Origin of the sequence: Streptomyces sp. NPDC020917 (assembly GCF_044333795.1) — a bacterium.
Taxonomy (GTDB): domain Bacteria; phylum Actinomycetota; class Actinomycetes; order Streptomycetales; family Streptomycetaceae; genus Actinacidiphila.
The window spans coordinates 1-13666 of sequence record NZ_JBIRRR010000013.1; the positions used below are offsets into that span (position 1 = coordinate 1).

Consider the following 13666-nt stretch of genomic DNA (forward strand, 5'->3'; position numbering starts at 1 on the left):
CAGCTGGCAACTCACTCCGGCCACCGCATAGCGAACCGGGGCTGCCCAGCCTCCGACCGGACAGCCCCTCACCAAGATCTTCATGAGTCTTCTAGGCTCGGGAGCCATGAACGACCTCACGCTGCCGCGGCTCGCCGCGCTCGTCCCGGGGCTCGCCCCGTCCTGCGGCCCGGTCCGGGTGGTCGCGGTGGACGGACACGCGGGGGCCGGGAAGACGACCCTGACCGCGCGGCTGGCCGCGCTGCTGGACGGCGCACCGGTGGTGCACACCGACGACCTGGCGACCCACGAGGAGCCGTTCGGCTGGACCGAGCGGCTGGCGGGGCAGGTGCTGGGCCCGCTGAGCCGGGGCCGCACGGCCCGGCACGAGGTCTACGACTGGGTGGCGCGGGAGTTCGCCGGATCCCGCGAGGTGCCGCCCGCACCGGTGGTGCTGCTGGAGGGCGTCGGCACCGGGCGCGCGGCCCTGCGCCCGTACCTGGCGTTGCTGCTGTGGCTGGAGGTGGATCCGGGGACGGCCCGGCGGCGCGGACTGCGGCGGGACGGTCCCGAACTGGCCCACTTCTGGACCGGCTGGACCCGGGACGAGGACGCGCACTTCGCCGCGGACCCCTCGCGGCCCTTCGCGGACCTGCTGGTCCGTCAGACCGCGGGGGGGTATCTGGCCGCTCAAGGGCCCGCCGGGCACGCCGAGCCGGGCATCCCCGGTGACCGGCTGTGACCGCGTGACGGCGGGGCGCGCTGGGCGCCCGGCGCTCGCCACCCGGTGCTCCAACATCGCTTGACCGGCCGGGTATCCAGCATTTACGTTTTCAACAAGCGGCCGGAAACGACCGCTTCGACAGACGCGGAGCCCCCGGTTGTTCCCCCGTGACCGGGGGCTTCGTCCTGTCCGGGTGCCGGAATGCCCGATTCCCAGGGGCCGCTCCTCACGCACCGTCACACCGTGGAATCCGTCCGTCGAACGGCCGCCGGCGCGCCCCGGCGGGCCGTGGTTCACCCCTCCCCGCCCCCCGGCTTGCCCCTGCACCCTTCGGCCCCGAGACCATCGCGGGTACGATGCGAAACGGGAGCGGGAGGCGTCCTGGGGAGTGCCGCCGCCTGCTCAACTCCGGCCCGCAGACCTCGGGTTGGGACCGAGGGTGTGTCAGCGCGGCGGGGACGGATGGGTGGGGACTTGATGGACTTCGGCACCGACCGTCCGGGCTCCCCGGCCGATCTCGCCTGGCTCCGCGGTGTCGACGCGTACACCATGGGCGCCTACGCGCAGGCCGAGGAGGAGTTCCGGGCAGCGGTCCGGATGGACCCGGGCATGGCGGACGCCTGGCTGGGCCTGCACGCGCTGCGCGCCGACACCTCGACCGCGCTGCTGCAGATGTACCGGCACCGGGACCGCTTCGGCGAGCAGCGCGCGGCCCACCGCCGCACCCTCAACTCCTGGTACTGGCTGGGCTGGTGGGTGCAGCCGGTGCTGGAGACCAGCCGTGACCTGCTGCTCGCCCACGCCTCGCACTGGCTGGACGGCCGCCATGTCGCCGAACTCGACCAGGCGCTGGCCGGCTGCCCGCCGATCGACACCGATCCGCAGGTCCGCTTCCTGCACGCCTGCCGCGCCTACCTGGTCAAGGACTGGGAGCACCTGGTGCGGCACACCGAACCGCTGCTCGGCGACCCGGTACTCGGCATCGAGGCCGGGCTGTTCGGCGGCATGGCCCGGGTGCGGCTGGAGATGTGCGGGCAGGCGGAACCGCTGCTGGCCGCGGCGCTGATGCGCTGCCGCAGCGAGCAGCCGCAGCGCAAGGAGCTGCGCTACTGGCTGGCCCGCGCTTACGAGGGCACCGGCCGTACCGCGGCGGCGGTACCGCTGTACCGGGCGGTGCACCGGGTCGACCCGGCGTTCATGGACACCGCCGCGCGCCTCGCGGCCATCCACGAGACCGACGACGGCCTGGACGAGGGCGCCGGGCTGGCCGCGGTCTCCCTGGCCGGCGCCGGTTCCGTGGTCCCGGAGGGCGCCGCCGACCTGGAGGCACCGCTGGCCGCCGATCCGGCCGCCGGCGGCGGCGCGGGACCGGAGCTGGACGACGCGCTGCTGGCGGGCGGACCGTACGACGACGGCCTGCGCGACCGGTCCGCCGCGCCGTACGGCTCCGCGGGCGCCGACCCGCAGGTGCCGATGGGCGGCTCCGATCCGGTGCTGCTCACCCAGGCGCTGGCCGAACTCGACCGGATGGTCGGCCTGGAGCCGGTCAAGCGGCAGGTCAAAGCGCTGTCCGCGCAGCTGCGGATGGCCCGGCTGCGGGCCGGGCAGGGCCTTCCGGTGCAGCCGCCGAAACGCCACTTCGTCTTCTCCGGCCCCTCCGGCACCGGCAAGACCACCGTCGCCCGGATCCTGGGCCGGGTCTTCTACGCGCTGGGGCTGCTCGGCGGCGACCACCTGGTCGAGGCCCAGCGCTCGGACCTCGTCGGCGAGTACCTGGGGCAGACCGCGGTGAAGGCCAACGAGCTGATCGACTCCGCGCTGGGCGGCGTGCTGTTCGTCGACGAGGCGTACGCGCTGTCCAACTCCGGCTACAGCAAGGGCGACGCGTACGGCGACGAGGCGCTGCAGGTGCTGCTGAAGCGGGCCGAGGACAACCGGGACCGGCTGGTGGTGATCCTCGCCGGCTACCCGGAGGGGATGGACCGGCTGCTGGCCGCCAACCCCGGTCTCAGCTCGCGCTTCACCACCCGGGTGGACTTCCCCAGCTACCGCCCGATGGAGCTGACCCGCATCGGCGAGGTGCTCGCCGCGGAGAACGGCGACCACTGGGACGAGGAGGCGCGCGACGAGCTGCGCGCGATCAGCGGCCACGTCGTCGACCAGGGCTGGGTCGACGAGCTGGGCAACGGCCGGCTGCTGCGCACCCTGTACGAGAAGAGCTGCGCCTACCGCGACCTGCGGCTCTCGGAGTACCCGGTCACCCCCTCCCGGGAGGACCTGGCGACCCTGCGCCTGCCCGACCTCATGCAGGCCTACGGCGAGGTCCTCTCCGGCCGCGGCCCGGGAACGCCCCCTCAGGACCCCGCCGATTAGCGCGGCTCCGGGACGGGCGCGGGCGCCCGTCCCGGAGGGTGGTCAGCGGACGAGTTCGGACGAGGCGGGGCCGGGCACCACGGTCGCGGTCGTCGCGCCGGCAGCGGCGACGTCGTGCGCGGGGTCGCGGACCTCGCCCACCAGCATCTCCAGCACGTCTTCCAGGGCGACCAGCCCCAGCACCCGGCCCGCCGGGTCGGCCACCGCCGCCAGGTGGGACGCGGCCCGCCGCATGGCGGTCAGCGCGTCGTCAAGCGGCAGGTCGGCCCGCAGCGTGGTGATCGGCCGCCACAGCCGCTGCGGCACCGGCTCGTCGCGCTGCTCCACGTCGAGCACGTCCTTGACGTGGAGGTAGCCGACGTAGCCGGGGCCGTCCGCGCCGGGGTCGGCCACCGGGAAGCGGGAGTAGCCGGTGCGCACCGTCAGCTCCTCGATCTCCCGCGGCGTCGCGGCCGGCGCGAGCGTCACCAGCTCACCGGGCGTGAGCAGCACCTCGGTGACGGGGCGGCTGCCCAGTTCCAGCGCGTCCGCCAGCCGCTCCTGCTCGTCGAGGTCGAGCAGGCCCGCCTGCCGGGCGTCCTCGACCAGCACGGTCAGCTCCTCGCTGGTGAACACCGCGTCGACCTCGTCCTTGGGCTCGACCCGGAAGGCCCGCAGGATCAGCCGGGCGCACGTGCCGAGCACCGCGATGACCGGGCGGAACACCCGGGCGAAGCCGACGAGTCCGGGGCTCAGCCACAGCGCGGTCTTCTCCGGCGCGGCCATCGCCAGGTTCTTCGGCACCATCTCGCCGATCACCAGGTGCAGGAACACCACGAAGGCCAGCGCGATCACGTACCCCACCGGGTGCACCAGGCCGTCCGGCACGCGGACCGCGGAGAACAGCGGCTCCAGCAGGTGGGCGACGGTGGGTTCGGCGACCGCGCCGAGGGTCAGCGAGCAGACGGTGATACCGAACTGGGCCGCGGCCATCATCTGCGGCAGGTGCTCCAGGCCGTACAGCACGGTCCTGGCCCGGCGCTGCTCCGCGGCGAGCGGTTCGATCTGGCTGCGGCGGACCGAGACCAGGGCGAACTCGGCGCCGACGAAGAAGCCGTTGCCGAGCACCAGCAGCACGGCGAACAGGAGTTGGAGTGCGCTCATCGCCCGGCCTCCGCCCCGGCGTTCACTGTGTTCTCTGCGTGCCCGGCGTCAACGGCGTCCGCTCCGGTGCGCACGATCCGCACCCGCTCGGCCCGGTGGTGCTCGACGTCCTCCACCCGCAGCAGCCAGCCGGGCAGCTCCGCGGTGTCGCCGGCCTCGGGGATGCGGCCGAGCAGGTCGGCGACCAGTCCGGCCACCGTCTCGTACGGCCCCTCGGGCGCGTGCAGGCCTATCCGGGCCAGGGTGTCCACCCGGCAGCCGCCGTCGGCGTCCCAGGCGGGGTGCCCGGACTCGGACGGCGCCTGGGCGAGTTCGGGCAGGTCGGCGGCGTCGTGCTCGTCGCGGACCTCGCCGACCAGCTCCTCGACGATGTCCTCCAGGGTGACCACGCCCGCGGTGCCGCCGTACTCGTCGACGACGACGGCCATCGGCTGCTGGCTGCGCAGCAGTTCCAGCAGCCGCCGGCCGGGCAGGGTCTCGGGGACGAGCAGCGGGGCGACCGCTATCCGGCCCACCGGGGTGCGGTCGCGTTCCGCGGCGGGCACCGCGAGCGCGTCCTTGAGGTGGACCATGCCCGTGATGTCGTCCAGCCGCCCGCGGTACACGGGGAAGCGGGACAGCCCGGTGGCGCGGGTCAGGTTGAGCACGTCCGCGGCGGTCGCGGTGTCCTCCAGGGCGCTCACCCGCACCCGCGGGGTCATCACGTTCTCCGCGATCAGGTCGCCGAGCGACAGGGTGCGGACGAACAGGTCCGCGGTGTCCTGCTCCAGTGCCCCCGCCAAGGCCGAGTGCCGGGCCAGGGAGACCAGTTCGGTGGGGGTGCGGGCGGACGCCAGCTCGTCGGCCGGTTCCACGCCGAGCATCCGCACCAGCTGGTTGGCCGCCCGGTTCAGCAGTTCGATGACCGGGCGGAACGCGCGCGAGAAGGCGCGCTGCGGTCCGGCGACGATCCGGGCCACGGCCAGCGGCCGGGACACCGCCCAGTTCTTCGGGACCAGCTCGCCGATGACCATCTGCACCGCCGAGGCGAGCATCATGCCGAGGACGACGGCGATGCCGGGGGCCGCGCCGTCCGGTATCCCGAGCCCGCTCAGCGGGCCGGTGAGCAGGTCGGCGAGCGCCGGCTCGGCGAGCATGCCGACCACCAGGGAGGTGATGGTGATGCCGAGCTGGGTGCCGGAGAGCTGGAAGGAGAGCTTCTGCAGGGCGGCCACCACGCTGTGCGCGCGGCGGTCACCGCCGGCCGCGGCACGTTCCGCGGCGGGGCGCTCCACCGTCACCAGGCCGAACTCGGCGGCGACGAAGAAGCCGTTGGCGACGATCAGGACGAGGGCTGCCGCGAGCAGCAGCAGGGAGGTGCTCATGAGGCCGCCGCTCCCGGTTTCCCGGAGGAAGGGGCGGCGCTGGTACTACCGGACGGTGCGTCCATCGGGGTGTGAGTGTCACTCCTTGGCTGGTCGGTACCCCACGGGTGGTGCGGTGGGAGGGGTGTGGGGCGAGCACGGCGATGCGGCTTCGCTCCAGAGTAGTCATTGCGGCCGGGCACGCGAAGGACGGCGGACGCCGGATCGGCCGGACGGGGGCGGCACGGTGGCGGGCGGCTCAGCGCAGCCCGGTGGCCTCGGTGCCGCGCGCCTCCCCCAGCTCCTGCACCAGGTCGCGCAGCCGCCGGGCGTCCCGGAGGGCCTGCTGCCTGGCGATTCCGGGCTGGATGCCCATCACGGCGAGGGTGGTGCCGTCGGCCAGGTCCAGGTGCACCCAGGCGTCACCGGGCCGCAGGTTCACGCCCACGACCTCGGCCCAGGCCAGCCGCCGCTTGACGGTGAGGTTGATCACGGTCAGGCCCCCCGGCTCGGCGACCGCCTTGGGCCGGCTGAGCAGGACCAGCACCGAGCAGAAGACCAGCCCGGTGACCACCACGGTGATCCGGTCGCCGGTGGTCCACGGCGCGGCCCCCTCGTGCGGCATCAGCACCGCGACGGTGGTGAGCACGGCGACCAGGGCGATGCCCAGGCACAGCAGCAACGCCCGGGTGACCACCGGGCGGAACGTCAGCGGCAGCAGGTCGGCGGTGCGTTCGCCGGTGCCGCCGCCGGCACCCTCGCCGGCGGCGGCGCTCCGGGCGTCGTTCACAGGCGTGCGGCGTGGATGCCGGTGGTCAGGATGGCGCGGGCGCCCAGCTCGTACAGCTGGTCCATGATCCGCTGCGCGTCGGCGGTGGGCACCATCGCGCGGACCGCGACCCACCCCTCGTGGTGCAGCGGGGAGACGGTCGGCGACTCCAGGCCGGGGGTGAGGGCGACGGCCTTCTCGACCTGCTCGACGCGGATGTCGTAGTCCATCATCACGTAGCGGCGGGCGACCAGGACGCCCTGCAGCCGGCGCAGGAACTGCTGGACCTTGTGCTCGTCCGGGTCGGCGCCGACCCGGCGGATGACCACGGCCTCGGACTCCATCAGCGGCTCGCCGAAGGTCTCCAGGCCGGCGTTGCGCAGCGAGGTGCCGGTCTCCACGACGTCCGCGATGACCTGGGCGACGCCCAGCTGGATCGCGGTCTCCACCGCGCCGTCCAGGTGCACCACCTCGGCGTCCACGCCGTGGTCGGCCAGGTGCTTGGCGACCACGCCCTCGTAGGAGGTGGCGACGGTCATGCCGCCGAGGTCCTCGACGGCACCCGCGGTGCCCGGGCGGGCGGCGTAGCGGAAGGTGGAGCGGGCGAAGCCGAGCTGGAGGATCTCCTCGGCGCTGGCGCCGGAGTCCAGCAGCAGGTCGCGGCCGGTGATGCCGATGTCGAGCCGGCCGGAGCTGACGTAGATCGCGATGTCGCGCGGGCGCAGGTAGAAGAACTCGACGTCGTTGGCGCTGTCGACGAGGACGAGCTCCTTGGACTCCTTGCGCTGGCGGTATCCGGCCTCATGGAGCATGGCCGACGCGGGTCCGGAGAGCGAGCCCTTGTTCGGGACGGCGATGCGCAGCATGGGGGCGGGTTCCTTTTCCTTCGGTCGTGACGCGGGATCTGGTGCGGGTGGGGTGGCCGGCCGCCGGGTGGGGCGGCCGGCCGTGCGGCCGTGGCGGGCCGCCGCAGCCGGGCTGCGGCGGGCCGCTACAGGTGGGCGTAGACGTCGTCCAGGGAGATTCCCCGGGCGACCATCATCACCTGGACGTGGTACAGCAGCTGCGAGATCTCCTCGGCGGTGGCGTCGGCGCCCTCGTACTCGGCGGCCATCCACACCTCGGCGGCCTCCTCGACCACCTTCTTGCCGATCGCATGCACGCCCTTGCCCACCAGCTCGGCGGTGCGGGACGTGCTGGGGTCGCCGTTGGCGGCCTTGTGCCGGAGCTCGGCGAAGAGCTCCTCGAATGTCTTGTTCGCCATGGTGGTCCTAGCGTACGGGGAAGCCGGCCCCGCTCACCGCCACGGTTCGGATACTGAACGCAGGATGGTCGCGGTGGCCACCGCGGCGGTGACCGCCTCGTGGCCCTTGTCCTCGGTCGAGCCGGGCAGTCCGGCCCGGTCCAGCGCCTGCTCCTCGGTGTCGCAGGTGAGCACGCCGAAGCCGACCGGGACGCCGGAGTCGACGGCGACCTGGGTGAGTCCGGCGGTGACGCCCTGCGAGACGTACTCGAAGTGCGGGGTGCCGCCGCGGATGATCACCCCGAGCGCGACGATCGCGTCGTACCCGCGGCCGGCCAGCACCTTGGCGACCACCGGCAGTTCGAAGCTGCCCGGCACCCGCAGCAGGGTCGGCTCGTCGATGCCCAGGTCGTGCAGGGCGCGCACGGCCCCGTCGACGAGGCCGTCCATCACCTGGGTGTGCCACTGCGCGGCGATGACCGCGACCCGCAGGTCCTCGCAGTTCTTCACGGTCAGCTCGGGGGCGCCCTTACCGCTCACTTCTCTCCTCGGTGCTTCGGTGCTCGCGTCGGAACGCGTCGCAGGTGATCACAGTGTCGACGTGTCGAGGTGGCGACCTGTCGACGGGCCGGTGGTACAGGTCAGTTGTGGGCGGCGTCGAGCCACGGCAGGTCGTGGCCCATCCGGTCGCGCTTGGTGCGCAGGTAGCGCAGGTTGTGCTTCCCGGCGGCGACCGGCATCGGCACCCGGCCGAGCACGTCCAGGCCGTGCCGGACCAGCGCCCCGGTCTTGTCCGGGTTGTTGGTCATCAGCCGCAGCGAGCGCACTCCCAGGTCGGCGAGGACGTCCGCGGCGGCGCCGTAGTCGCGCGCGTCGGCGGGCAGGCCGAGTTCCAGGTTGGCGTCGAGGGTGTCGCGGCCGCGCTCCTGGAGTTCGTAGGCGCGCAGCTTGGACATCAGGCCGATGCCGCGGCCCTCGTGCCCGCGCAGGTAGAGCACCACGCCGCGGCCGGCCTCGGCGACCGCGCGCAGCGCGGCCTGCAGCTGGGGGCCGCAGTCGCAGCGCTGGGAGCCGAAGACGTCACCGGTCAGGCACTCGGAGTGGACCCGCACCAGCACGTCCGCGCCGTCCCCGATCTCGCCGGCGACCAGCGCGATGTGCTCCACGCCGTCGGCGACGCTGCGGTAGCCGTAGGCGTGGAAGTCGCCGAACGCGGTGGGCAGCGCGGTGTCGGCCTCGCGGCGCACGGTCGGCTCGGCGGACCGGCGGTAGGCGATGAGGTCCTCGATGGAGATGATCGCCAGGCCGTGCTTGCGGGCGAACGGCACCAGTTCGGGCAGCCGGGCCATCGTGCCGTCCTCGCGGGCGATCTCGACGATGGCCGCGGCGGGCCGCAGCCCGGCCAGCCGGGCCAGGTCGACGCCGGCCTCGGTGTGACCGGGGCGCACCAGCACCCCGCCGGGCCGGGCGCGCAGCGGGAAGACATGGCCGGGGCGCACGAAGTCCCCTGCCACCGAGGCCGGTTCGGCGAGCAGGCGGATGGTGGTGGCGCGGTCGGCGGCGGAGATGCCGGTGGTCACGCCGTGCGCCGCGCCCGCGTCCACCGAGACGGTGAACGCGGTGCGCATCGACTCGGTGTTCGCCTCGACCATCTGCGGCAGTTCCAGCCGGTCCAGCTCCGGGCCCTCCATCGGGACGCAGATCAGGCCGCGGCACTCGTTCATCATGAACGCGACGATCTCGGGGGTGATCTTCTCGGCGGCGACGATGACGTCGCCCTCGTTCTCCCGGTTCTCGTCGTCGACGACCACCACCGGACGCCCGGCGGCGATGTCGGCGATGGCCCGCTCGATCGGGTCGAGCACGAGCACGGTCTCGTCGTACCAGTCGTCCTGCAGTGCGGTCACGGCGCTCATGCCGTCACTCCTTCCGCGACGGTGGTGGTGCTCGGGGTGGATCCGCGGCCACCGGCCGCGGGGGTGCGCGTCTGCTGCCACCAGGCGTACATCCCGGCGATGACCAGGACGAAGTAGATGATGTAGACCAGCCCGGAGAAGGGCAGGCCGCTGTGGAAGTTCAGCGGGACGCCGACCAGGTCGACGGCCAGCCAGGCGAACCAGAACTCCACCCAGCCGCGGGCCTGGGCGAACATCGCGGCGAGGGTGCCGGTGAAGATGTAGGCGTCGGGCCAGGGGTTCCAGGACAGGGACGGGTAGGCCAGGAAGAGCGAGGCGACCGCGACGGTGCCCAGACCTGTGGCGGCGACCAGCACCGCCCGCTCCCGCCAGGTCGCGAACCGGACGTCGACCCGGCCGCTGCCGGTGCGCCCGCGCCGCCACTGGTACCAGCCCCAGACGGCGACCGTGATCACCACGAACTGCTTGCCGACGCCGCCGCCCAGGTGTGCGCTCCAGAACGCGGCGACCAGCACCACCCCGGACAGCAGCTGCACCGGCCAGGTGAGCATCGCGCGGCGCCAGCCGAGGGCGAGCGCGGCAAGGCCCAGCAGGTTGCCGATCATGTCGGACCACATCACGTGCTGGCCGACGGCGGTGAACGCCTCGCTGTTCAGCCAGTGCAGGGCGCTCATCCGGCGGCCTCCTCCGGCGTCGCGTCCCGCCCGCCGAGCATCCGCTCGACGTACTTGGCGATGACGTCCACCTCCAGGTTGACCGGGTCGCCGGGCTGCTTGATGCCGAGCGTGGTCAGCGCGAGAGTGGTCGGGATGAGGCTGACGGTGAACCAGTCCGCGGCCGCCTCCACGACGGTGAGGCTGATCCCGTCGACGGTGATCGAGCCCTTCTCCACCACGTAGCGGGCGAGTTCGGCGGGCAGCGCGACCTTCACGATCTCCCAGTGCTCGGCGGGCTCGCGTGCCAGCACGGTGCCGGTGCCGTCCACGTGCCCCTGCACCAGGTGCCCGCCGAGCCGGCCGCCGAGCGCCATCGGGCGCTCCAGGTTGACGCGGGAGCCGGGGGCGAGGGCGCCGAGGCTGGAGCGGTCCAGGGTCTCGGCCATCACGTCGGCGGTGAAGGCGCCGTCGCCGAACTCCACGACGGTCAGGCACACGCCGTTGACGGCGATGGAGTCGCCGTGCTTCGCGTCCTCGGTCACCACCGGGCCGCGGACGGTGAATCGGGAGGCGTCGCCGAGGTCCTCGACCGCGGTGATCTCGCCCAGCTCTTCGACGATTCCGGTGAACACGATCAGCTCTCCTGGAGTGCGGTGGGGACGGCGGTGACGCGCACATCGGGTCCGAAGCGTGCGACGTCGGTCACGTCGAGCCGCAACGCCTGCGCGATGGTGGTGATTCCTGCGTCGGCCAGGGCGTGCGGCCCGGCGCCGAGCAGGGCGGGTGCGAGGTAGGCGACGACGGAGTCGACGGCCCCGGCGGCGACGAACGCGCCGGCGAGCGTCGGCCCGCCCTCCAGCAGCACCGAGCGCACCCCGCGGGTGAACAGCTCGGCGAGCAGCGCCTGGATGTCGAGACCGGCCGGCCCGCCCCCGGCATCGGGGCCGGCGTACGGCAGGCGGACGACGTCGACGCCGGGCAGGTGGCCGGTGTCCGCGTCCTTGCCGACCGCGACCAGGGTGGGCGCGGCGTCGTCGAGGACGGGGGCGGCCGGGGTGATCCGGGCGCGGGTGTCGACGACGACCCGCAGCGGCTGGGTGGCGCCGTCGATGCCGCGGACGGCCAGGTGCGGGTCGTCGGCGGTCAGCGTGCCGGAGCCGACCACGACCGCGTCCGCCTCGGCCCGCAGCCGGTGCACGTCGGCCCGGGACTCGGCGGAGCTGATCCAGCGGCTGGTGCCGTCGGCCGCGGCGATCCGGCCGTCGAGGGTGGCCGCGTACTTCCAGCGCACGTAGGGGCGGCCGCGCCGGACGGAGGTCAGCCAGGCGATGTTGACGTCCTCGGCCTCGGCGGCGAGCAGGCCGCTCTCCACCTCGATGCCGGCCGCGCGCAGCGTGGCGCCGCCGCCGGCGGCGTTCGGGCTGGGGTCGGCGACGGCGAACACGACGCGGGCCACGCCGGCCTCGATCAGGGCCTGGGCACAGGGCCCGGTGCGGCCGGTGTGGTTGCAGGGTTCGAGGGTGACCACGGCGGTGCCGCCCCTGGCCCGGTCGCCGGCGGCACGCAGCGCGTGCACCTCGGCGTGCGGGCCGCCGGCCCGCTGGTGCCAGCCCTCGCCGGCCACGGCGCCGGACGCGTCGAGCACGACCGCCCCGACGACGGGGTTGGGCGCGGTGGCGCCGAGGGCGCGTGCGGACAACGCGATCGCACGGCGCATCGCGTCGGTTTCCGTGGTGGTGGCCACCGGGTCCTCCTGCCTCATCGGGCACGGACTCCGGGGCGTGGGACTCAGCGGGAACGCCGTCTCCTCCGGGCACCGCCATCACGGGACCGCGCCTCGCGCGGCTCCGCCGAAAACGGCGGTGCACCTGAGTGAACGCCCGCCGCGCACTGCCTCCCATCCGGACTTTCACCGTCGGTCCAGGAATTTCACCTGGTCAACCGGCCGCTGGCTGCGGCCGGGTCGCGGACTGTAACCGCCGGTTCGGAATTACACCGACCCCGGAGTGCGCGAACGTCACTTCTGCCTTAAGTCTGCCACGCCCGCTTCCGCGGCCTCCAGCCCCCGGGTGTGCCCTCCCTCACACCCAGTCCGCGCCAGGGGCCCGCGGCCTGCCCGCCCTCCTGTCCCGACGGGTCCGCGGCGGGCGTCGACTCGCCGGTTCGAGGCCTCACTCGGGAGGGGTGAACAGGGTGTCCTGGGCGGCGTCCATCGCCGTGATGACGGCGCCGCGCAGGATGGCCGCGCCCTCCACGGCGGTGGGCTGTACGGCGGTGCGCAGCGGGGAGAGCCGGGCGAGCCGCCCGGCGACCCGGTCGGCCAGCGCGTGGCCGCCGGCCTGGCCGACCTCGCCGGCCAGCACGACCCTCCCGGGGTCGATCACCGCGACGATCGACGCGACGCCGACCGCGATCCGGGCGGCCAGCGCGTCGAGGAACCCGGCGGCGCGTCCGGTCGCACCGGGCGGGGCGCCGGCGGCCGCCTCCCGCACGGCCTCGGCCGCCTCCCGTACCGCGTCGGCCGCGGCCCGCGCGTCGTCGGCGGTGACGGCCAGGCCGTGCTCCCGGGCCAGCGCGCACACGCCGCGGCTGCCGGCCATGCCGTGGAAGCCGTTGTCGCAGTCGGTGGCGGTGGGCAGTTCGCCGGTGGTGGACAGCGGCAGGAATCCGACCTCGCCCGCGCCGCCGGAGATGCCGCGGCGCAGCCGCCCGTCGAGCATCAGCGCGGCGCCCACCCCGCTGCCGAGCCACAGCAGGACGAAGGTCGCGTCGTCGCCGTCGGCGGCGCCGCCGGTGCGCTGCTCGGCGACCGCCGCCAGGTTGACCTCGTTCTCCAGCAGGACCGGCACGCCGAGGCGCTTGCGCGCCTCGTCCACCAGGTCGCCGTGCCAGGAGGGCAGCGCCCCGGTGGGGCTGAGCCGGCCGGTGACCGGGTCGACCAGGCCGGGCGCGCCGAACGCCAGGGTGTGCAGCCGGTCCACGCCGGCGGCGCGTGCGGTGTCCTGGAGCAGGTCGATGCCGTCCTCGACGATCCGGGCCGGGGCCGCCTGCGCGGGCACCGGGAGTTCGCGGCGGGCCACGGTGCGGCCGAGCAGGTCGGCGATCTCCACCGCGATGCTCTCGATCCGGACGTCGAGCCCGGCCACGTGGGCGCGGCTCGCAACGATGCCGTACACCCGGGCGTTCGGGCCGCGCCGGGCGGCGCCGCTCTCGCCGACCACCTCGATCAGCCCGGAGTCCTGAAGCCGCTCCACGAGGTCGGCCACGCTGGGCCGGGACATCCCGGTGAGCTCCTTCAACTGCCCTGCGGTGAGCGGCCCTTCCTGCTGGAGCAGGCGCAGTGCGAGCCGGTCGTTGATGGCGCGGGCGATCCGGGGCGAGGCGCCCCGCCCGGTCGGCAGGCGGGTGGCGGTCATGCGGGCGATCCTTCCAGACGGGCCGGTCGGGCGGGCCGGCGAGACCGCCGGACGCCCGAAGCGCGGGTTCCGCTTCTCGTCGCGGCCTCTCTCTTAACTTTCAG

At 74.2% G+C, this 13666-nt stretch carries 13 protein-coding genes and 1 riboswitch; of the genes, 2 read left to right on the forward strand and 11 right to left on the reverse strand.

The annotated features are described in order from the left end of the window. Positions 1-106: 106 nt before the first annotated feature. The gene (locus ACH4TG_RS25215) at positions 107-721 is read left to right on the forward strand and encodes a uridine kinase (protein ID WP_398244767.1); all 615 of its coding nucleotides are present in this window, start codon (positions 107-109) and stop codon (positions 719-721) included. Between the two features lie 459 nt (positions 722-1180). Further along, positions 1181-3076, forward strand: a complete 1896-nt coding sequence (locus ACH4TG_RS25220) for an AAA family ATPase (RefSeq protein ID WP_398244768.1) — start codon at positions 1181-1183, stop codon at positions 3074-3076. A gap of 42 nt (positions 3077-3118) precedes the next feature. Here the strand turns inward: ACH4TG_RS25220 and ACH4TG_RS25225 are convergent, their stop codons facing one another. From ACH4TG_RS25225 to ACH4TG_RS25275, 11 genes are all read right to left on the reverse strand, one after another. Further along, positions 3119-4219, reverse strand: coding sequence for a hemolysin family protein (locus ACH4TG_RS25225; RefSeq protein WP_398244769.1), 1101 nt, complete (start codon positions 4217-4219; stop codon positions 3119-3121). Beyond that, complete coding sequence (locus tag ACH4TG_RS25230; protein ID WP_398244770.1) at positions 4216-5583, reverse strand: hemolysin family protein; 1368 nt, start codon at positions 5581-5583, stop codon at positions 4216-4218. The genes ACH4TG_RS25225 and ACH4TG_RS25230 overlap by 4 nt, the downstream gene beginning before the upstream one ends. 238 nt (positions 5584-5821) lie before the next feature. Further along, on the reverse strand, positions 5822-6283 hold the full coding sequence (locus tag ACH4TG_RS25235; protein ID WP_398244976.1) for a PH domain-containing protein: 462 nt from the start codon (positions 6281-6283) through the stop codon (positions 5822-5824). Between the two features lie 65 nt (positions 6284-6348). Next, complete coding sequence (hisG, locus tag ACH4TG_RS25240) at positions 6349-7197, reverse strand: ATP phosphoribosyltransferase (RefSeq protein WP_398244771.1); 849 nt, start codon at positions 7195-7197, stop codon at positions 6349-6351. 125 nt (positions 7198-7322) lie between these two features. After that, positions 7323-7595 carry a phosphoribosyl-ATP diphosphatase gene (locus ACH4TG_RS25245; RefSeq protein WP_398244772.1) on the reverse strand — a complete coding sequence of 91 codons (273 nt, stop codon included), beginning with the start codon at positions 7593-7595 and terminating at the stop codon, positions 7323-7325. A gap of 33 nt (positions 7596-7628) precedes the next feature. After that, positions 7629-8114, reverse strand: coding sequence for a 6,7-dimethyl-8-ribityllumazine synthase (gene ribH / locus ACH4TG_RS25250; RefSeq protein ID WP_398244773.1), 486 nt, complete (start codon positions 8112-8114; stop codon positions 7629-7631). A 101-nt stretch (positions 8115-8215) separates the two neighbouring features. Next, positions 8216-9490, reverse strand: coding sequence for a bifunctional 3,4-dihydroxy-2-butanone-4-phosphate synthase/GTP cyclohydrolase II (locus ACH4TG_RS25255; RefSeq protein ID WP_398244774.1), 1275 nt, complete (start codon positions 9488-9490; stop codon positions 8216-8218). After that, complete coding sequence (locus tag ACH4TG_RS25260; protein WP_398244775.1) at positions 9487-10164, reverse strand: nicotinamide riboside transporter PnuC; 678 nt, start codon at positions 10162-10164, stop codon at positions 9487-9489. The genes ACH4TG_RS25255 and ACH4TG_RS25260 overlap by 4 nt, the downstream gene beginning before the upstream one ends. Continuing rightward, positions 10161-10778: a riboflavin synthase gene (locus tag ACH4TG_RS25265; protein WP_398244776.1), complete on the reverse strand. Its 618-nt coding sequence runs from the start codon at positions 10776-10778 to the stop codon at positions 10161-10163. Before ACH4TG_RS25265 ends, ACH4TG_RS25260 begins: the two co-directional genes overlap by 4 nt. Positions 10779-10780: 2 nt before the next feature. Then, complete coding sequence (gene ribD, locus ACH4TG_RS25270) at positions 10781-11863, reverse strand: bifunctional diaminohydroxyphosphoribosylaminopyrimidine deaminase/5-amino-6-(5-phosphoribosylamino)uracil reductase RibD (RefSeq protein WP_398244977.1); 1083 nt, start codon at positions 11861-11863, stop codon at positions 10781-10783. 166 nt (positions 11864-12029) lie between these two features. Next, positions 12030-12160, reverse strand: a riboswitch (FMN riboswitch). A 157-nt stretch (positions 12161-12317) separates the two neighbouring features. Further along, a complete protein-coding gene (locus ACH4TG_RS25275) occupies positions 12318-13562 on the reverse strand; it encodes an ROK family protein (protein ID WP_398244777.1) in 1245 nt (414 codons plus the stop codon). Positions 13563-13666 lie beyond the last annotated feature (104 nt).